Source organism: Bacteroides sp. OM08-11, assembly GCF_003438665.1.
Taxonomy (GTDB): domain Bacteria; phylum Bacteroidota; class Bacteroidia; order Bacteroidales; family Bacteroidaceae; genus Bacteroides; species Bacteroides cutis.
This window is the reverse complement of sequence record NZ_QSTJ01000002.1, coordinates 217,899-237,904: the sequence shown is the minus strand read 5'-3', so window position 1 is coordinate 237,904 and position 20,006 is coordinate 217,899. Positions and strand designations below refer to the sequence as shown.

Annotated in this window: 14 protein-coding genes; 5 read left to right on the top strand and 9 right to left on the bottom strand. The window is 43.0% G+C overall.

Annotated elements, in window-relative coordinates; translation table 11 throughout:
- Positions 1–2 precede the first annotated feature (2 nt).
- Positions 3–1,184 (top strand): dienelactone hydrolase family protein, encoded by a 1,182-nt coding sequence (locus DXC10_RS04770; protein ID WP_117737418.1) that lies wholly within the window; start codon positions 3–5, stop codon positions 1,182–1,184.
- A 118-nt stretch (positions 1,185–1,302) separates the two neighbouring features.
- Here the strand turns inward: DXC10_RS04770 and DXC10_RS04765 are convergent, their stop codons facing one another.
- Both DXC10_RS04765 and DXC10_RS04760 read right to left on the bottom strand, forming a co-directional pair.
- On the bottom strand, positions 1,303–2,613 hold the full coding sequence (locus DXC10_RS04765; protein ID WP_101544512.1) for an acetylxylan esterase: 1,311 nt from the start codon (positions 2,611–2,613) through the stop codon (positions 1,303–1,305).
- Between the two features lie 63 nt (positions 2,614–2,676).
- Entirely contained in the window at positions 2,677–4,443 is a 1,767-nt protein-coding gene (locus DXC10_RS04760; RefSeq protein WP_101544805.1) for a pectinesterase family protein, read from the bottom strand.
- A 60-nt stretch (positions 4,444–4,503) separates the two neighbouring features.
- On the opposite strand from DXC10_RS04760, the gene DXC10_RS04755 reads away from it, so the two are divergent.
- On the top strand, positions 4,504–4,851 hold the full coding sequence (locus tag DXC10_RS04755; RefSeq protein ID WP_101544510.1) for a cupin domain-containing protein: 348 nt from the start codon (positions 4,504–4,506) through the stop codon (positions 4,849–4,851).
- A gap of 37 nt (positions 4,852–4,888) precedes the next feature.
- Here the strand turns inward: DXC10_RS04755 and DXC10_RS04750 are convergent, their stop codons facing one another.
- Together DXC10_RS04750 and DXC10_RS04745 are read right to left on the bottom strand one after the other, a co-directional pair.
- The gene (locus DXC10_RS04750) at positions 4,889–5,827 is read right to left on the bottom strand and encodes a pectinesterase family protein (RefSeq protein ID WP_370448203.1); all 939 of its coding nucleotides are present in this window, start codon (positions 5,825–5,827) and stop codon (positions 4,889–4,891) included.
- 32 nt (positions 5,828–5,859) lie between these two features.
- On the bottom strand, positions 5,860–7,095 hold the full coding sequence (locus DXC10_RS04745) for a glycoside hydrolase family 105 protein (protein WP_117737537.1): 1,236 nt from the start codon (positions 7,093–7,095) through the stop codon (positions 5,860–5,862).
- Between the two features lie 293 nt (positions 7,096–7,388).
- Here DXC10_RS04745 and DXC10_RS04740 point away from each other — a divergent pair, with 293 nt between their 5' ends.
- From DXC10_RS04740 to DXC10_RS04730, 3 genes are all read left to right on the top strand, one after another.
- Positions 7,389–8,768, top strand: coding sequence for a PTS galactitol transporter subunit IIC (locus DXC10_RS04740; RefSeq protein ID WP_117737417.1), 1,380 nt, complete (start codon positions 7,389–7,391; stop codon positions 8,766–8,768).
- A 40-nt stretch (positions 8,769–8,808) separates the two neighbouring features.
- Positions 8,809–9,765: a 5-dehydro-4-deoxy-D-glucuronate isomerase gene (gene kduI, locus DXC10_RS04735; protein WP_101544504.1), complete on the top strand. Its 957-nt coding sequence runs from the start codon at positions 8,809–8,811 to the stop codon at positions 9,763–9,765.
- A gap of 139 nt (positions 9,766–9,904) precedes the next feature.
- Positions 9,905–11,350, top strand: coding sequence for an MFS transporter (locus DXC10_RS04730; protein ID WP_101544503.1), 1,446 nt, complete (start codon positions 9,905–9,907; stop codon positions 11,348–11,350).
- 358 nt (positions 11,351–11,708) lie between these two features.
- On the opposite strand, the gene DXC10_RS04725 is transcribed toward DXC10_RS04730, so the two are convergent.
- The 5 genes from DXC10_RS04725 to DXC10_RS04705 form a co-directional block, all read right to left on the bottom strand.
- On the bottom strand, positions 11,709–15,131 hold the full coding sequence (locus DXC10_RS04725; RefSeq protein ID WP_117737416.1) for a DEAD/DEAH box helicase: 3,423 nt from the start codon (positions 15,129–15,131) through the stop codon (positions 11,709–11,711).
- On the bottom strand, positions 15,128–15,940 hold the full coding sequence (gene tatC / locus DXC10_RS04720; protein ID WP_101544500.1) for a twin-arginine translocase subunit TatC: 813 nt from the start codon (positions 15,938–15,940) through the stop codon (positions 15,128–15,130). Before tatC ends, DXC10_RS04725 begins: the two co-directional genes overlap by 4 nt.
- A 259-nt stretch (positions 15,941–16,199) precedes the next feature.
- On the bottom strand, positions 16,200–16,418 hold the full coding sequence (locus DXC10_RS04715; protein ID WP_101544498.1) for a twin-arginine translocase TatA/TatE family subunit: 219 nt from the start codon (positions 16,416–16,418) through the stop codon (positions 16,200–16,202).
- Positions 16,419–16,548: 130 nt separating this feature from the next.
- Positions 16,549–19,029 (bottom strand): bifunctional UDP-N-acetylmuramoyl-tripeptide:D-alanyl-D-alanine ligase/alanine racemase, encoded by a 2,481-nt coding sequence (locus DXC10_RS04710; RefSeq protein ID WP_101544497.1) that lies wholly within the window; start codon positions 19,027–19,029, stop codon positions 16,549–16,551.
- Complete coding sequence (locus DXC10_RS04705) at positions 19,005–19,994, bottom strand: GSCFA domain-containing protein (RefSeq protein WP_101544495.1); 990 nt, start codon at positions 19,992–19,994, stop codon at positions 19,005–19,007. Before DXC10_RS04705 ends, DXC10_RS04710 begins: the two co-directional genes overlap by 25 nt.
- Positions 19,995–20,006 lie beyond the last annotated feature (12 nt).

The following is a 20,006-nucleotide window of genomic DNA, read 5'->3' as shown; positions in this document are numbered from 1 at the left end:
ATATGAAACAGTTTATCTTCTTTTTCATCTTATTTCTGTCAGTAAATAGTCCCATTTCGGCCCAGTCTGATACAATCCCCTATGGAATTCTCAAAAACATGCCGGTTTTCTACGAACAACTCAAGCAACAACTCACCTACCCCGAAGCATGGGGAAACTCTTCTATAAAAGATTTCAAACAGTGGAAGACGAATGCACGTAACATTGTAATGGAATGCATGCAGAATTTACCGCCTGCTCCCGGAAAATACAATATGACACTCGTCGCAACAGAACAACGAAATGGCTACGAAGCCCGTAAAATCCGGTTTAATGTCTCGGATTGGTATAGCATACCAGCCTATCTGCTGGTTCCTGCAGGTAAGGGTCCTTTTCCCGCTATCGTCATGCTTCACGACCACGGTGCCCATTTTTCAATTGGGAAAGAGAAGATGATTCGTCCATTCGGAGTGTCGCCGGAGGTCTTAACGGATGCCGGAGACTGGGTAATACGTTGTTACGACGGAGAATATATCGGTGATTATTTTGCACAGAACGGATATGTGGTATTGGCCATAGATGCCTTATTTTGGGGAGAGCGTGGGCGAAAAGAGGGTACAAATTATGAAGTACAGCAGGCGTTAGCTTCCAACTTCCTGCAGATGGGGGCTTCTTGGGGGGCTTTCATCAATATAGATGATGTACGCAGCGCTGAGTTTCTGGCTTCGTTGCCTATGGTTGACAAAGAAAGAGTAGGGTGTCTGGGGTTTTCTATGGGAGCTTATCGTTCGTGGATGCTTGCAGCCCTTACCGATTGTATCAAAGCTTCGGCATCTGTTTGCTGGATGAACACCACTGAATATCTGATGTCTCTCACCAATAATCAAAACAAAGGCGGATCGGCCTATTCGATGCTCATTCCCAATCTGAGACGTTATCTCGATTATCCGCATACGGCAAGTATCGCCTGCCCGAAACCTACACTGTTCTTCAATGGAAGTAAAGACAAACTCTTTCCGGTGGATGGGGTGAAGGATGCGTATCAGACCATGCGTGCCGTGTGGAAGAGTCAAGATGCAGAAGACAGGCTTGTGACCAAGATATGGGAGGAGAAGCATTTCTTTAACAAATATATGCAAAGAGAAACGCTGGAATTCTTCAATAAATGGTTTCTTACCAGTCCTCTTGAAGGAGAAAGAAAATAATTCTGAGGGATATAATAATCTGTCGCGAGGAATATATAGATTTATCACGACAGATATATAGACTTATCATGACAGATCTTTATATCCCTCGCAAGGCATCTATATATCTGTCAACCTCTTATTTAAGATGTTTTTTAATCCAGACTAAATGTCCATATTCCGTATCTTCTGACGTCCAATGTTCATTGATTGGAGTGACAAGGGCTTCTTTCGGACAATTCAACAGATTGTACACAATATAGCTCGTAGTAGGCGGACATGTATCGTCATTGTATCCCCAGGTAAGATAAGTAGGTACTCTTATCTGCCTTGCAAAATTCACGACATCATAATATGCCATTGTTTTGAGTTTATCGGGAGTATCCATACCACCTACACGGAAAAAATGGGGATAACCTCCGGCACGTCCGACCTTATATCCAGCCATATCACAGAGAGCAGGATGGTTGGCAACACACGCAGTGACACGTTCATCCAGTCCGGTGGTTACCAAGGCTAATGCACCACCCTGGCTACCACCCTGAACGATAACGTTCTTACCATCCCACTCCGGTAACGACGTAAGGAAATCGATACTGCGAACACATGCCAGATACACACGTTTCATATAATAATTGTCACGGTTATCCAACCCATTGGACAGATATCCGTTCTCCCTGCCATTAAAAGCATTGCTGATTTCCTTAAATTCGGTTTCCGTCATTTCTGGATTCAAACCATGAATCTCCATTTCAAAACGAATACAACCCTGCTCGGCATAATATTTATGCCGCAATGGTTCTTTTATAGTCTTTATACCTGCTCCCGGAGGACAGAGAACCACGGGACAAGCGGCTTTCGTCATGTTCTTGGGACAAGTGAGGTATCCGTAGATGCTTTGCCCACGATTATTAAGTTGTAGTTTCACGAGATAGCAATCTATCTTGTCAGTAGAATACTTTTCTACCCATTTCTTTGTAAAATTCAAGGGATATTTAGTTGCTTCAGTTTTGTTTTTCTCCCAGAATTCTTTGAAATCGGCAGGTAGTTGTGTATAAGGCTGTAATTTCTCGGGCGAGAAACCGACCTTCACATGGTGTCTATAGGTCTTACCTCCGATAGTTGCCTGCAAACGGCAATCGCGAAATCCCGGTTGTTTCATGGTACCGACAGCGATTACGGCTTTACCAGCTTTCAGGACAACAGAACCTTTGGTATCGGCGGGCATCATGTCGCCACCAAGTTCATAAGTTACCGTCACTCCATTCTGAGGGATGCCATATTTATAGAACTGTATTTCTACAGTCGCTTCTTCTCCCGTTTTATACAACCAATCGGCATGATCGGGTACGGCCACCCAAAGCACATCGCTACGGTAAGGATAATTCTCTGCTGAAACTGAAAGTGTCAGAGAGATCAGGAAAACAACAGATAATAAGATTCGTTTCATTATAGCATGTCTAAATTTTACATACGCCACAGAAGACGCAGATTTATACTTTGGCAAATGTTTTTATCGTTTTATCTCTATCAGCCCATTACCATTCTTCACCGGATTCCAACCATCGTCCCCCGCAAGTACGGTTTCAATCTCATAGCCTTTTCCACTTTTGAGCTGATGTGAGAATGGCGCACGTGTTTTAGAATTGGAACCTGCGCCATAACTACCATATTCGGCATAGAAAACTGTTTTCTCCGCTTCTTTCTTCCCCCAATTATGCCAACCTGCCGGAAGAATATGCTTGCCCATGTCACAATGAACGTATACAGCCTGCGCATAAGGTCGCCACGGGCGGGAAAGATATACTTTATGCACATCGTCATCAGCCGTCAACTTACAATCTTGAAATACATAACCATATCTCTGACCCTTATCGGTAGAAGGTGCAGTGACGTAACCATCTCCTTTACTGTGAATACGGCAACGGTTGAATACCGCCACAGACCAACCGAAAATAAAATCGACAGTTCCTTCTATGTAGCAATCTTCATAATATTGGCGACATCCCTTTCCGTAAGTATAAAGCGTATCCTGGAAACCAAGAAAACGGCATTTTTTGAAATATACGCGGTCAGCGCTGACAAAGCAAGCTACAGCCTGTCCCACAGGTCCTGCCGTATTTTCAAAAGTTATGTTCTCCGCATAGAAATCGGGGGCATAGATATAGCAGGAAGAAGAACCGGAAGTACTTTTCTCTTCACCAAAGACATTGAGCTTACGGGCATAATCATCAAACGAAACCACAGCACCTTCCTGACCTATCAGCGAGATATTTATCTTACTCTCAGGAATTATCAATTTTTCCTTATATACCCCTTTGCGCACCAAGATAGTGGTACGTTTGTTCTTGCGAAAATCAGGAACGGCATCAATCGCCTCCTGTACCGTGAAGAAATCACCGCTACCATCCTGTGCCACTACAAAATCATAATGACATACATACTTAGCCAGTTCCGGTACTACTTTGGCAATGGCATCCACAGCCAGCCCGGCAACGACACGGGCACCATGTACATTCAAGTGTGTATTGTCTTCACGTCCCTTAGGCATGGCAGGAACTACATCGGCGGGAACCCACATAAAAAGTTTCTTCGATTCTTCCGGTCCCATACCTTCCACCAAATCATGAGTCAACTTATTCATATCTATAAAAGGAACGTCCAACTCTTTTGCCACATTACGCGGAGAGTCCAGATAAGCTCCATGTGTATCTATCAACTTATCACCTTTCTCAGGAGATGGAGTCTGCGATGCTTCACGTTTGGCATCGGGATTTATTCCTTTACGGATATCATCTTGGATGATTGCCTGTGCTACAGCCTTTTCATCAGCCGTTCCAAAATTACGGCGTACAATGGAATTGAACAAAACAGGAATGCCACCCTTGGCCCGTGTTTCATTCACAAATTTACGCAGATTGGCATCGAAGGTAGTTCCGGGATCTGTATGGCGGTCGGCAACGGGTTTTTCATCATTATGCCCGAACTGGATGAATACATAATCTCCTTTCCTTATCAGAGAAAGTACTTTATCCCATCGCCCTTCGTCGATAAAACTCTTGGAACTACGACCATTCATGGCATGATTGTCTATCCGGATGTCTTCGGAAAAGAAACCGGGCAACACATGGCCCCATCCTCTCTCGGGATTTCCTCCTGTGAGCGATTTATTCGACATTGTCGAATCGCCAATCATAAAGATCGTAACAATCGGTTTGTCCGCTTTGAACGCGGAAAACAAAAAGAATGCTACAAGTAGCAGAAACAATTTATTTTTCATGGTTTTCAAACTTATGTTTTTTACTATATTTGCCACACTTATTTATAGATTCTACACAAAATGCAAAAGACAAGAAGTAATACATTCATTCTCGAAAACGAGAAAGTATGGGAACCTGCCGGTGAAGGCGTCGTTCGTCAGATCATGGGTTATGATGGCCAAGTAATGCTCGTAAAAGTAAAGTTCGAGCAGGGAGCAGTCGGCACACCCCATACACATTATCACACGCAGACAACATATGTTGCCAGCGGCAAGTTTGAATTTACCGTCAACGGCGAAAAACAAATCGTTTCAGCGGGAGACGGCATTTATATGGAACCGGATGCAGTACACGGATGTGTCTGTTTGGAAGCAGGGGTACTGATTGACTGCTTCAGCCCGATGAGGGAGGATTTTTTGAAAAGATAAATAGTCATTCAGGGGCGTTATGCCCCTGAATGACTATTTATCTTCCTTCCGGTATCCATTCATTACAAATCCTAAATATATACTTCAAATCATTGTATTTGGCCACTTCTTTCTTTGAAAGTTGCTTTGCCCATTGTACGCGACCGACATTTGCGGCACCTTCACCTTTATTACCATATTCGGCATAACGTGCCGTTTTCTCATTCTCTGCATTACGCCAGTTGTCCCAGCCTGCCGGACAGATGTGTTTCCCCATTTCACAATCAATGAATACAGTTGCAGCATACGGACGCCACGGACGTCCCAGATAAACCTTATCTACACCTGGCGCTGCCGTCAAAGTACAATTCTTGAAAACATATCCCACTTCCACATTGGCAGGAGTAGATGCTGCCGTGATATATGAATTTTTCTTGCTATGGAGCGTGCAATTATCGAATAAAGCGGTAGAAGAACCGAATATAAAATCGGTAGTACCTTCTATATAACAATTAAAAAAATAAAGACGAGTACCCTCAAGCCCCGTATAGATGGTATCCTGATTTCCCAAAAGACGGCAATTAATGAATACCAGACGATCACCTTCTGTATGAAGCGCCACGGCCTGTCCTAATTGCGCTGCATTATTCTCAATCGTTAAATTCTTGAAGATAATACCGTTACCTTCTACCTTTACCGTATAAGTACGGAACGTACCCATCTTATTGATATTGGCATGGTCATCGTACGTAATAATCGTATTCTCCGTATCTTCACCGATGAAATCTATGTTTTGCAACCATGAGGGGATAACCACCTTCTCCTTATAAAGTCCGTTCTTGATAAATACCGTCACTTTATAATCCATAAAAGCACGAATTCCCTCCATGGCTTCATTCAATGAACGATAATCGCCCGAACCGTCACGCGACACTACCAATGTATCTTTCCACTGATTGGCTGCGGACAGGGAAACAACACCACATGACACAATCATTATACAGACAGCCAAGATCCTTATTCTATCCTTCATTTCTGATTTATCACTTCTTTTACCTCCTGAAGACGCTCCCATTCCAAACTTCCCAAAATAAAAGGCCCCACGGCTTTGGGATCATTATTACGGATAGTTTCATTGATATAATAGTTGTAATCACCTGAACGATATACCTTTCCACCTAATCCGGCAACAGCACAGGCTTTGGTTATGGTCACTATACCATCTTTATCCACTTCTATGAAATTATCAAGAATTCCTTTATATCCCTTAATTGCTACATCCAGATAAGATTTATCAATATATCCTTTACGTACACCTTTAAACAGAGCATACACAAACATGGCAGAACAAGATGACTCCAAATAATTACCTTCTGCACCACTCTTATCCAATACTTGATACCATAAACCTGTTTTCATATCTTGCAAACGTTTCACTTGCGAAGCTATTTTATTGAAAATAATCAGCATGGAGTCACGTCCCGCCTCATGTTTCGGAATAAAATCCAGTGCATCTACAAATGCCATAGCATACCATCCCATAGCACGTCCCCAGCTATGTTTTGACTGTCCGGTCACAGGATCCGCCCAACGTTCTTTATGGCTTACATCGCAAGCATGACGATATAAATCATTTTTCGCATCATAGGTATGGCGGGCCGCCATCAAAAACTGGTTGATAACGTCTGCATAAACATTCACTTCATTATTACGGAAAGCATATTCCGCATAGAAAGGCGCTCCCATATAGACACCATCCAGCCAAACCTGATTTGGATAAATTTTCTTATGCCAAAAGCCGCCATCGGCATTCCGAGGCTGCCCATCGAACTGGCTGCGTAGCAGGGCGAGTGCTTTCTTATACTTATCATCCTTGGTTTGCTCATAAATACGAAATAGAAATTTACCGGAGTTCACACGATCCAAACTATATTCCTGCAACTTGTACATCTTAATGGTCCCATCGTTATTGACCATCGTATCGGCGTATGCCAAAACATAATCATAAATTTTCTTATCACCATAACGGTCGTACACATCCAGCATGGATTGAAGTTCCAGTCCATGACAATAGTCCCATTTCAATTTTGGCTGAAAATCAAGCTGCCAGGATTCAGGCCAACGAATCATTTCAGACTCTACCATACGCACTGACCAAGGTAGTTCCTTACTTACACGTTGCGCAGATACCCCTAAAGAAATTCCTAAGGATAATATCAGTAACAAGCCAGATACAAATAATTTACAAATAAAAATCTTTTTCATGAAATTGTTCATTTTGGGTATTAGACCTATTCTTTATTTACGAAACAAAAATAGCGTATTCTTACTAAACAAGTGTGTACTTTTCAGTACAGAAGGTAGATTATTTGGTTTTCGTGTACGGAAACGAGTAATTTTGTGCACGATAACGAGCAAATTTGTCTAAAATCGTCCTTTTTACTAAATATTATGCTTTTCCAGTTTGATTAATTAATAAAAGGTCTTATTTTTGACCCCAGTTTTTAATACATACTATTGTAAAACATAATCAATTACCAATTTAACACGCATAAAGAATGGAACAAGTTTTCAAGTACATCCTCGGTTTAGGAGCAGCTGTTATGATGCCAATAATCTTTACAATCATTGGCATGTGCATTAGGATGAAATTCAGTAAGGCTCTGAAGTCGGGCCTATTCGTCGGAGTCGGTTTTGTGGGTTTAGGAGTAGTCACAGCTCTGTTGACAACTAATTTTGACAATCCTTTAAAAACCATATCCGATTTATATCACCTGCAACTAAACGTGTTCGATATGGGATGGCCTGCCGCTGCCGCTGTTGCTTATAATACAGCTGTAGGTGCGCTAATAATACCTATATGCTTAGGTATTAATTTTTTAATGCTCATCACCAAGACTACACGAACAATAAATATCGATTTATGGAACTATTGGCATTTTGCTTTTATTGGTGCTGTGGCATACTTTGTTACAGGTGAAAATTTGGCATGGGGGTATTTTGCCGCTATTATCTGTTATGTTATTACGCTGGTTTGTGCAGACCTTACTGCTGAGAAGTTCCAAAAATACTATGATTTAGATGGAATATCTATTCCTCAACCGTTCTGCCAAAGTTTTATGCCTTTTGCCATTGTCATCAATAAAGCACTGGACAAAATACCGGGTTTCTCCAAATTAGACATTGATGCCGAAGGAATGAAAAAGAAATTCGGTGTGATAGGTGAACCGTTGGTATTGGGTGTCATTGTAGGTATGTTGATTGGATGGGCTGCACAGTTGGATATTAAGAAAATACTTTTCTTAGGCATTACAATGGGAGCTGTAATGGAACTTATTCCTCGTATTACTTCTTTGTTCATTGAAGGATTGAAACCTATATCTGAAAAGACATCCGAATTGGTAAAAGCCAAATTTAATGGCAAGAAGATAAACATCGGTATGAGTCCTGCATTGGTTATCGGACACCCTACGACCTTGGTAGTATCGGTTATCTTAATTCCTGTCAGTCTGGCATTGGCAGTATTTCTCCCGGGTAACCAATTCCTGCCATTAGCTTCTTTGGCTGGTATGTTCTACTTGTTTCCTATGGTATTACCTTTCACTAAGGGTAATGTATTGAAAACATTAATAGTAGGTCTCGTCACTCTGATTATCGGTTTGTACTTCGTAACCGACATGGCACCAGATTTTACTTTGGCTGCCAACAATGTATACGCCGAGACACATGACCCAACGGCACACATTCCTGATGGTTTCTCCGGTGGTGCAATTGATTTTGCGTCTTCTTTCTTCGGTTGGACCATATATAGAGGTATAAAACTCTCGTATGTGGGTGGTGCTCTGTTGGCTTTGGTAGCTATCGTATTGATGTTGATCAACCGTCGTGCCATCATCCGTAACGAAAAGGTAGCAAAAGAGACTATAAAAGAAGCTTAAATTAATCATAGCATATTCATCTTAAAAGTTTATATTAGAAATGAAAAAATTAGCAATTGCCCTGATGTTGGGTGCTGCCGCATTGACGGCTTCCGCCCAAGTAAACTACAAAGTACAGACAGCCTGTCATCCGTCAGACGTAAAGCACTATGACACGGAACGTCTTCGTAGCTCTTTTATGATGGACAAAGTAATGGCTCCGGACGAAATTAACGTAACTTATACTCTTTACGATCGTTTGATTTATGGAGGTGCCATGCCTGTAAACAAGACTTTGAAGTTAGAAGTATTCCGTGAACTTGGTCCGGAAATCACTTATTTCCTGGAACGTCGTGAACTGGGTGTTATCAACACCGGTGGTGATGGAGTGGTTACCGTAGATGGTAAGGAATATCCGATGAAATACAAAGAAGCACTTTATGTGGGTTGCGGTAATAAGGAAGTTACTTTCAAAAGTAACGATGCTTCTAATCCTGCAAAATTCTATATCAATTCAGCTCCGGCTTACAAACCTTACGTTACTCAGCTGATTACCACTGACGTTAAACTCCAGAAAGCTAATCCTAAGAAATATGCTCTGGGAATTTCCGATCATTATGGAAAAATGGAAGACAGTAACGACCGTATCGTAAACCAACTGATTGTGAAAGATGTATTGGAAAGAGTGAAAGACGGTGGTACCAACCAATTGCAAATGGGACTTACGGAATTGGCTCCCGGTTCTGTATGGAACACTATGCCTGCTCACACTCATACACGCCGTATGGAGGCTTACTACTACTTCAACCTGACTCCGGGAAATGCTATTTGTCATTTGATGGGTGAACCTCAGGAAGAACGTCTTGTATGGTTGCACAACGAACAAGCCATCACTTCTCCTGAATGGAGTATCCACGCAGCAGCAGGAACCAGTAACTATACTTTCATCTGGGGTATGGGTGGTGAGAACCTGAAATATAGCGACAAAGATGAGATTAAATACATTGATATGAAATAAACTCTCTTTAATACAGAATAGGCATGGATTATTCTAATCCATGCCTATTTTGTCATTTTCTCCATGATTTACATCAAAAATTACACCAGAAACACAACACAAACCCCTACATTTGCAAATAAAATAACAAATCTATATCATGAGTACATTTCAAAACACACTGGGCAAAATGACCAATTATCGTTGGACTATTTGCGCCATGTTATTCTTCGCAACAACAGTAAATTACCTCGACCGTCAGGTATTGTCACTTACCTGGGACGAATTCATCAAACCGGAATTTCATTGGGATGAATCTCACTACGGAACAATTACTGCAGTTTTCTCATTTGTATATGCGGCTTGTATGCTATTTGCCGGCCGTTTCGTAGATTGGCTAGGCTCTAAAAAAGGATATTTATGGGCTATTGGCGTATGGTCAGTCGGTGCCTGTCTCCATGCCTTTTGCGGTATAATTACAGAACATTTTGTAGGTTTACATAGTGCAGCAGAATTAATGGGGGCTACCGGTGACGTAGTAGTGACTATCGCTACCATCAGTATGTACTGTTTCCTGGCAGCCCGTTGTGTACTAGCTTTAGGAGAAGCCGGAAACTTTCCAGCCGCAATCAAGGTTACTGCCGAGTATTTCCCCAAGAAAGACCGTGCATACGCTACTTCCATATTCAATGCCGGCGCATCTATCGGAGCGTTGATTGCTCCTATTTCTATTCCTTTATTGGCTAAAGCCTGGGGATGGGAAATGGCATTTATTGTAATTGGTGCGCTTGGGTTTATCTGGATGGGCTTTTGGGTATTTATGTATACAGCTCCTGCCAAGAGTAAGCATGTAAACAAGGCTGAATTAGAATATATAGAACAAGACAGCTACGAGATTGCGGGAGTTAAAGAGGAAAACCAAAAAGAGGAAAAGAAAATGGGCTTTTTGCAATGCTTCGGTTATAAGCAGACATGGGCCTTTGCCATCGGTAAATTTATGACCGACGGTGTATGGTGGTTTTTCTTGTTCTGGACCCCGTCCTATTTGAACACACAGTTCGGTATCAAAACTTCCGAGGGACTGGGTATGGCACTCATTTTCACATTGTATGCTATCACCATGCTTTCCATTTACGGTGGTAAAATACCTACTATCATCATCAACAAAACCGGACTAAATCCGTATGCAGCGCGTATGCGTGCCATGCTGATTTTCGCATTCTTCCCGTTGTTGGTATTATTAGCACAACCTTTAGGCACTATTTCACCATGGTTCCCGGTTATTATGATTGGTATCGGTGGAGCAGCCCATCAATCATGGTCTGCAAACATCTTCTCCACTGTGGGCGATATGTTCCCGAAATCAGCAATCGCCACTGTTACCGGTATTGGCGGCATGGCAGGTGGCATCGGTTCCATGTTGTTACAATTCATTGCCGGTGAACTCTTTGTATATGCAGGAAACACTAATATGACATTCATGGGATTCGAAGGAAAGCCAGCCGGTTATTTCGTAATCTTCTGCGTATGTGCTGTAGCTTACTTGTTAGGATGGGTAATTATGAAAGGATTGGTTCCTAAATACAAACCTATCGTACTTGACTGATACAGAACCCAATAAGCATAAAAAAACAAAAAAGCTCTTTCTTACGAAAGAGCTTTTTTGTTCCCTTATCGGAACTGGATTTTAGCATTTAGCCCAACGGTAACAAATAAGGAAAACATTTTAAGGTGAAAAAAAGGGAAGTCTCACGACTTCCACAATTCTTCTAACCTTAAATCTAAATCTCTATGAAAAAAACGTGTTGCAAATATAACGCTTTATCCTACGCGAAGCTATTAATAAAATATATAAATATAAGAAAAACATTTAATAAACATTAAATAATCACCTATAATAGTCATTCTTCACTCTACTAAAGTAAAAGGAGAAAAATCAGTAAAGCCAATGAAAGTTTACCAACTCAAAAGCATCTTACTGCTTGCAGCAAACGTGCATATACAGGATTTTGTTTCAGTAGTTGAGGTACACCGGTCATAAACATCTGCTTACGGGCACGTGTCAACGCCACATTCAGTTTCCGATCTATTTGCACACCATCCTCTTCCGTCATATTGGCAAGAAATCTTAATTGATATGCCCGATTTACACAAAATGAGTAAATAATCACATCCCGTTCACTACCTTGAAAACGTTCTACTGTATCCACTAAAATATCATTCAAAGCAACAATACCCATAGCGGCAATCTCTTTCTTAATCAAAGCAATCTGACTACGGTAAGGAGTAATTATTCCCAATGTCCGCGTTACATCAAAACCACCCTCAGAAAACATATATTGCCGATAGACCTCCTTCGCCAACCGCGCTACAATTTGCGCCTCCGAGTGATTCATCTTGACAGACTGCATCACAGCATCGGGTACAGAAGGCAGAAAAGCGACACGGCAAGTCAACAAATCTGCGAACTCACTATCTGCCAACCCCGAAGCAAGTTCCAGTTTTCCAAATTGGTGCGGTAACCCTACCGGTTGTAAAAGTCCACCATAAAAGGCATGATTAGGAAAAGCGGCTACATCTACATTCATACGCCCTTGCCGGCAAAGCATATCAAAAGATTTGAAATTTGCCAGTTGACGGTTAACAACCGAAACAGGTAAATTTAAAGTAACATTCCGATAAAGTCTCTCAAAAAGTGAATCCTTCAAATTACGCAGTCCAATGGCACGCAAATTCTCGTCACATACCTCCGACTGCTCAGAAGATTGTAACACTACCGCAGGCAACTGCTTATGATCTCCAATCAAGATAAACTTACCAATAGCATTTCCTCCCGAAACACTACGGGTACAAAGCAGTCCCAACAACTGTGGCTCTAATATCTGAGTAGCCTCATCTATGATAGCTACATCAAAGGTTTTCAGTCTGAACAACTCTGTTTTGGCAGAAAGTGTAGCAACCGTTCCCACAAAAATCTGGCAACGCGACATACGTTCTTGTACCTCACGCCGGGTACTACACGGTTCAAGTACATTTTCTATTAAATATGAACGATAAGACACATCGCATGACAACTCATTACCGATGCGGATAAAATCGACTTCCGGAGTAATTGCAGTCAATGTTTTACAGATTTCATCCACCGCACGGTTAGTATACGAAAGTAACAAGATTTGTTTTCCTTCCCGATGAAACGTCTCGACCATATTACGCAAGGCACGGGAAGTCTTGCCCGTTCCCGGAGGACCAATCAACAAGAAATAATCCCGAGCCGCCCTTGCTTTCAAAGCGATACGTTCAAAATCATCCTTTGTTGAAGCTATGTCATCATCCAATGAAACATCAAACTCAGGCGGACGTTGATTTAACAACAAAGCCCGCCTTTCTGACGTGGCCGATAAAAAAGCGGAAAGTCCCCAATACATACTTCGGAAAGAAGTATCCATTATATCATGTTCCACAGCATAACGGCTATCCATTGGTAGAACAGCTATATTCTGTTGTGAGGCCCGAAGACGGATGCACAAATCCGTATCAGAAATCCATTCGATATTTCCTTTGAACACCATCTTATTGGTAACATTATCGGTATCTGTATTTCTTTCGTAAAGAACCACAGCGTCTCCCCGACGAAAGTTCGGGAGTCCCCCCTCACTTGGTTCCTCCCAAGCAACCGGAACCCTTCGCAATGACAAATAAGGCTTATGTACATTTGCCGCACAATTCTCTTGTATTGTCAAATCATACAAAATCTCCCCACTCTCACACTTCTCAGCCAGTGTGGAAAGCCATAACGCAGCCGCGCCGGCAGGTCCTTCATAGTCCATATCCCCCGACTTGGAGGTATAAAGTTCTTTAGTGATAAAGTTGTAAAGCGTATAGAAATAAGACTTTTCCAAAGGTGACAATGTCTCAATGCGTTGTCTCACTACATCAATGGAAGGTAAAAGATACCGTTTCCACAACGTATTATCCAATTGCCGCTCGTTCAGCGTATCAGAATTAAGTTCCTGCAAGCGCTCTGCCGTATATTGCTGACTATTGCGTAATTGGATACTGTACTCATTCGCCACAATCCGGTTCCGCACGTCCATCACTCGGCGTACCATCGCCCACGATGGACGTGCCGGATAAAGTAACGGATAACGTGTATAAAGCAGGTAAGCTTTCACCCACCGGTGATTCATCCCCATGGAATACTCCAACACAGCTTGATAGAGCAACATCTGTACCTTGTTATTTTCCTTCGGTTCCACCTTACCCCGGATGGTATATTCATCTGCCTTACCCGACTTCATTTCAATGAACGAAGACATATCCCGCTGCATATAATCGAGCCGTCCTTGCAAGCCCAGAGCCTCGCAGATGTAAGAAGGTTCCAATACAGCATCCGTTTTATCCAGGTTATAGCCAGAAGTATGGAACGTTTCTTTCACTGTCTGCCGTATATTCTCGAAATGCCGTTTACAATCGGCAAAGAATTCCCGTTCCTTCTCCCGATCACGTAAGTCAGCGCATGCTGCCAGTTCGATGGGATAGGTACGGAAAGCTTTCTTCATACAAACTAGATAATCCGGCTCGTTGTCGGCATAAATCCACTCATCCAAAAAAAGGTTGGCGATATTACCAAGCAGAAGTGACCGTGTATTTTCAGGAAGCTGAAAACGAGCTAACAGATAGTTGGCAGGATGGTGACCGTAGTCTTTGAAACACTCCGCCAGTGAACTGATATCTATCAGATAATCAGGTTCCAATATAATGAATGAAGGAGTCAAAACTCCCGATTCATCCACAGCCACATCCAGCAGATTGAGTTGAGCATGACGCCATAACAAACGACAGGTCTCATTAAACTCCTCATTGACTTGCGGTATATTATAACGTACCTTCAACGGCTCGTCTGCCACCGAATCTACAGGCAATACATATAAATAAGTATCATCAGCTTGCTGAAAACTGACACGCATACGTCGTACACACTCCCTAGCAGGCGGGAGTACAATATAAGTAGCATCGGCACGTGGAAACAGGCGATAAAGTTCATCGGGAATATCCACTTCTGTCAGTCGCTTAACGAAGAAAGCCAACGTCTTGGCATCACGCAACAGATGTTCCCGCTGTGGCTCTACCTGCCGGTTCAGTATGGCATTGGAAGTCAGACGGAACGTGTGCAAACGGTTCTGCTCAACCACAGAAAGTCCTGTCTTGGAAGCTACAAAGTTGATACGTGCAGAGAGGTCAGTCATTTGTAAGCTACTGTCTGTCATCTGCGTACGACAAAGGTGTTCAAGGAGTTCACGCAACCGGCGATAAGCGGCGGCAAGAAGCACATCTTCACTTCTGCAAGCCGCTAACAATATATCGTAGTATTCATTGAATTCCTTCATACTTCGATATCCGCCAGTTCCTTGTTTTTCTTATCCTTAATCATCAATATACTCAACTCATAGAGCATATAGAGTGGAACCGAAACGACTGTCAATGTAAAAGGATCGCCTGTCGGAGTAATGATGGCAGCAACAATTACGATGACAACAAGCGCATGACGGCGATATCTCCGCAAAAGAGACTTATGCACCAGCCCCAACAAGGACAGCAGCCATGTCACCAACGGCAACTCAAATGCAAGTCCCATGCAGAGCACCAGCATCATAAAGTTGTCAATATACGAATTGAGAGAGATCTGATTTTCTATCGCCGCACTTAGCTGATAAGTAGACAAGAAGCGTAATGTCAACGGATAAACCATGAAATAACCTAGTAATACCCCCAGAAAGAACATCACCGTACCGATACACAACGCTTTTTTCACCCCCCTGCGTTCTTTCGGATAGAGCGCCGGACTGATGAACCGCCAAATTTCAAAGAAGATATAAGGCGCAGCCGTCACTACCGACATCCAAAATGCTGTAGACATGTGGATAAAAAACGGTGCCGCCAGATTGATATTAATCAGTTTTACATGAAATTCCTGTGTGAAGAACTCATCTTTCAGATCGAATATCTCACCAACATAACGCAACACATCATAAAAGATAAAGTCGTTATGGCAAGGTGCCAACACCACATTATCAAACAAATAGGGCATTGCAATAAAGTAACCGACCGCCAACAGAAACCACACACCAAGAATACGAAACAACACACGGCGCAATTCATCCAGATGATCCCAAAAGGTTAATTCTTTATCAGACATGATTATAAACAGGAAATTTAGTTTTCACTGTAGAAGACACAGAGATTATTATTATACTCTGTCAGTATCTGTTATCCTGAACTTGCCGAAGGGTCTCTTCTCCTCGTATACATAAAGAGAATAGACTTTTCAACAGGTTCAGACTATACCCTAATGAAATAATCAGAAGAGATTTTGAATGGAGCTAATGACAGATAGACCTGCTTATCAATAAGGGAAAATTTTGCGACCTCTGTATTCTTACGGTGAAAGAAAATTATCATTTTTTCTCCTCAGCCGGTTTATCCACTTCGTCTTTAGCCTTATTAATTTCTTCCTTCGCCTCATTCACGCCTTCTTTGAAGCTCTTCACGCCTTTACCCAATCCTTTCATTAATTCAGGGATTTTTTTACCGCCGAACAGCAACAATATAAGCAATGCGATAATAACCCATTCGGAACCACTGGGCAAGAAACCTAGTAAAAGTAAGTTTGTCATAGTTATACAGGATTAATTTGATGCAAAGATAGTGAAATAATGATTAATGATTGACGATTAATGTGTAATGATTGGCGAATAATGTGTAATGTTCGGTGATTAATCACAAACCAATAAGCCACAATTCTCATCAATCCTGATAATATACTCTCTTCACTCTCGTCGAAACACTCGTCAATACTTCATAAGGAATAGTTTCGAGCACATCGGAGAGAACGGTTATTGGCAAATGATCACCGAAGATTTCCACTGCATCACCTTCCTTACAGTCAATATCAGTCACATCTATCATGCAAACATCCATGCAAATATTCCCCACGTATGCGGCACGTTGCCCGTTCACCAAACAATAAGCACGACCGTTACCCAAGTGCCGATTCAGTCCGTCGGCATAGCCGATAGGAATGGCGGCAATGCGTGAAGGCCGTGTCAAGTGCCCTTTACGGCTGTACCCCACCGTATCTTCTTCGGGCACGTCCCGTATCTGGAGAATAGTAGTTTTCAACGTACTCACATTATTCATAATAGAATTGTCTATCGGACTGATACCATACAATCCCAGTCCCAGGCGCACCATGTCGAACTGCGCCCCAGGAAAACGCTCTATACCCGCAGAATTGCAGATATGGCGAAGTATCTTATGCGGGAAAGCCTCCTGCAACTGCATCGAAGCCTTTTCAAACATCTCTATCTGCCTACGCGTAAACGCATCGAACTGCGGCGCGTCACTCCCCACGAAATGCGAGAAGACCGAACGGGCAATCACAGCATTCTGCCCCTTCAGGCGTTCTATTAACCGGGGCATATCTTCCGGCGCAAAACCAAGCCGATGCATACCCGTATCCAGTTTCACGTGAATGGGGAAGTTCGTGACCCCCTCTTTCTCCGCCTCCTTAATCAATGCATCCAATAAATGGAAACTATACACTTCCGGTTCCAGCTTATAGTCGAACAACGTCTTGAATGCCGTCATTTCAGGATTCATGATGATGATGCTTGCGGTGATACCTGCCTTACGCAGTTCCGAACCTTCATCAGCAACAGCAACCGCCAGATAATCAACATGATGTTCCTGCAAAGTTTTAGCAATTTCATACGAACCCGCGCCATAGGCCGAGGCCTTCACCATACACACCATCTTGGTTTCGGGTTTCAGCTTGCCACGATAATAGTTCAGATTGGCAATCATCGCCCCCAGGTTTACTTCCAATATCGTTTCGTGCACCTTCTTTTCCAGTACCTCTGTGAGGGAATCGAAACCGAACTTACGTGCACCCTTTATCAGAATTATTTCATTTTCCAGCCGCAACTCCCCTTTTGCAATGGCACGCGTCAACGTATCCGTATTGGGATAGAAAGTTTTTTCGATGTTGAACCGTGAAGCACAAGTAGAAATCTCACTCCCCACACCGATAATGCGCTCTATGCCACGACTGTTCACCAATTGCGCCACTTGTCGGTAGAGCGTAGGCGTATTCTGCCCTGTCTCCAGGATATCCGAAAGAATCAGTGTCCGCTTCAAACCCTTGCTCTGCGAACGCCGGTACAGAAAATCGAGCGCAATATCCAGCGAAGCCAGATCGGAATTATAACTGTCATTTATCAACAGACAACCGTTCTTGCCCTCCTTTACCTCCAGACGCATAGCGATAGGTTCCAACTTTGCCATCCGTTCTGTAATTTTCTCGGCAGGAAGCATCAAATACAGACAGGCAGCCAAACAATTCAACGAGTTCTCTATGGAAGCATCGTCAATGAATGGTAGAGTAAACGTGTTGTCCATGTCCAGATAACGGTAAGAAATGACAGTAAAATCGTCCTTCTTATCCACCTTACTTATAAACAAAGGGCGTTCCATATCCTTACGACTCCATGCAATTTCACGCGCCGAAAGCATCGACTTGCCCACGCAATTACTGATAAATTCGTCATCGCCATTGTAAATCACCACATCACAGTTCTTGAACAACGCTAATTTCTCCATACACTTTTCCTGCAAGGAGAAGAAGTTTTCCTGATGCGCACCACCAATATTCGTCAGTATACCGATAGTAGGCTTTATGATATTCTGCAAAGCACGCATTTCCCCCGGCTCCGAAATCCCGGCTTCCAGCAGGGCGAGCTCAGACTCCTCATTCATCTGCCACACGGACAAAGGTACGCCAATCTGCGAATTGTAACTACGTGGCGAACGCACGATGATACGTTCGGGACTGAGCAACTGGTGCAACCACTCCTTCACAATGGTTTTTCCATTACTACCCGTAATACCGATAACAGGTATCTGGAAACGGTCACGATGCTGTTCCGCCAATTTTTGCAAAGCCTTTAAAGGACTTGCAACAATCAACAAATTGGCAGTCGACAGTTGATAATTGATAATGGACTGTGCCACCGCCTCACTCACTACGAAATTCCTCACACCCCGAGCATATAAATCCGGTATATATCGCGCACCGTCGTTCCGCTTGGTAGTCAGTGCAAAGAAAAGTGTTTCCTCGGGGAAACTCAATGAACGGCTGTCGGTAAGCAGCCAGTCAATGGTGGCCGGTGTATCCCCTACACGCCGTGCACCAATGATTTCAGTTATGCTTTCAATCGTATACGACATATTTCTCTCTCATTTTTGAAGTCTAAGTACGGGTATTTTCCGTTAAGTCGGTCTATTTTTAACACAATTTGTCCTAAAAAACGCTTATACTCTTCAGAATCCGGATGAAAGGGCTTATGCGCCAACGCTCTATGTATATTTTCACTTTCTTCTATTATCTGTAACGTCTCTAAAGAGAAACAGGCCGATGAAAAGCGTTCCCAAACATAGCTGGCAGCTACTTCGGAAGGGTGCACCATGTCTTCTGCATAAAATCGATAATCACGCAACTCATCCAGCACCAACTCATAAGCAGGAAAGTAAAACACATTCCCCGAAAACACCTCCTGTAAACGGTCGATGGCAAGCAGTAGCGTGGCTTTGCTGAGTTGGTTGGCATGTAACCCGTCGCGCACATGACGGATAGGGCTAACGGTGAACACGATCTTCAGTTTTGGGTTTCGTGCCAGCAATCCCGACAGCAGCGAAGTATAGTCCGTCACAATCTCCTCTACCCCCAACCGACGACGGTTGAAACACTTCTCCGGCTGCTTGTGACAGTTGGCGACAATACATCCCGTGCTGTTCCGTTCATACACCCATGCCGTACCGAAAGTCAGCAACAAGCAATCCAGACTGAAAATATCATTGTGTGCCCGGACAATACGCCCGTTGATACGTCGCAAAGTTTCTTCCACTTCGGGTGACGAGAAATCGCCATGATGCATCGGGCTGTGCCAACATTCACGAAAGAAAAACAAGTCTTGCCGCCCGTATATCTTTCCTGCCACAATTTCACGCAAAGCAGCAGAAATGGACAACGGATTATAAAGTACACCGTATGGGTTGACGTCGCAACGAAACTTGGCATCGACAAGCCGTTCCCCCATGCCGGTGGCAAAGCAAGAACCGATCGACATCAAACGGTCACTATGCGTAAGTTGCGGCAAGCCAGCGGGGAGGTAAACGGGAGTGTAGAAATTCATAATCTCCTCCTT

What these genes read in the sequence shown, in the direction of transcription:
- DXC10_RS04770 (WP_117737418.1), top strand. Translation starts at nt 3, where the DNA reads ATGAAACAGTTTATCTTCTTTTTCATCTTATTTCTGTCAGTAAATAGT.
- DXC10_RS04765 (WP_101544512.1), bottom strand. Translation starts at nt 2,613, where the DNA reads ATGAAACGAATCTTATTATCTGTTGTTTTCCTGATCTCTCTGACACTT.
- DXC10_RS04760 (WP_101544805.1), bottom strand. Translation starts at nt 4,443, where the DNA reads ATGAAAAATAAATTGTTTCTGCTACTTGTAGCATTCTTTTTGTTTTCC.
- DXC10_RS04755 (WP_101544510.1), top strand. Translation starts at nt 4,504, where the DNA reads ATGCAAAAGACAAGAAGTAATACATTCATTCTCGAAAACGAGAAAGTA.
- DXC10_RS04750 (WP_370448203.1), bottom strand. Translation starts at nt 5,827, where the DNA reads ATGATTGTGTCATGTGGTGTTGTTTCCCTGTCCGCAGCCAATCAGTGG.
- DXC10_RS04745 (WP_117737537.1), bottom strand. Translation starts at nt 7,095, where the DNA reads ATGAAAAAGATTTTTATTTGTAAATTATTTGTATCTGGCTTGTTACTG.
- DXC10_RS04740 (WP_117737417.1), top strand. Translation starts at nt 7,389, where the DNA reads ATGGAACAAGTTTTCAAGTACATCCTCGGTTTAGGAGCAGCTGTTATG.
- kduI (WP_101544504.1), top strand. Translation starts at nt 8,809, where the DNA reads ATGAAAAAATTAGCAATTGCCCTGATGTTGGGTGCTGCCGCATTGACG.
- DXC10_RS04730 (WP_101544503.1), top strand. Translation starts at nt 9,905, where the DNA reads ATGAGTACATTTCAAAACACACTGGGCAAAATGACCAATTATCGTTGG.
- DXC10_RS04725 (WP_117737416.1), bottom strand. Translation starts at nt 15,131, where the DNA reads ATGAAGGAATTCAATGAATACTACGATATATTGTTAGCGGCTTGCAGA.
- tatC (WP_101544500.1), bottom strand. Translation starts at nt 15,940, where the DNA reads ATGTCTGATAAAGAATTAACCTTTTGGGATCATCTGGATGAATTGCGC.
- DXC10_RS04715 (WP_101544498.1), bottom strand. Translation starts at nt 16,418, where the DNA reads ATGACAAACTTACTTTTACTAGGTTTCTTGCCCAGTGGTTCCGAATGG.
- DXC10_RS04710 (WP_101544497.1), bottom strand. Translation starts at nt 19,029, where the DNA reads ATGTCGTATACGATTGAAAGCATAACTGAAATCATTGGTGCACGGCGT.
- DXC10_RS04705 (WP_101544495.1), bottom strand. Translation starts at nt 19,994, where the DNA reads ATGAATTTCTACACTCCCGTTTACCTCCCCGCTGGCTTGCCGCAACTT.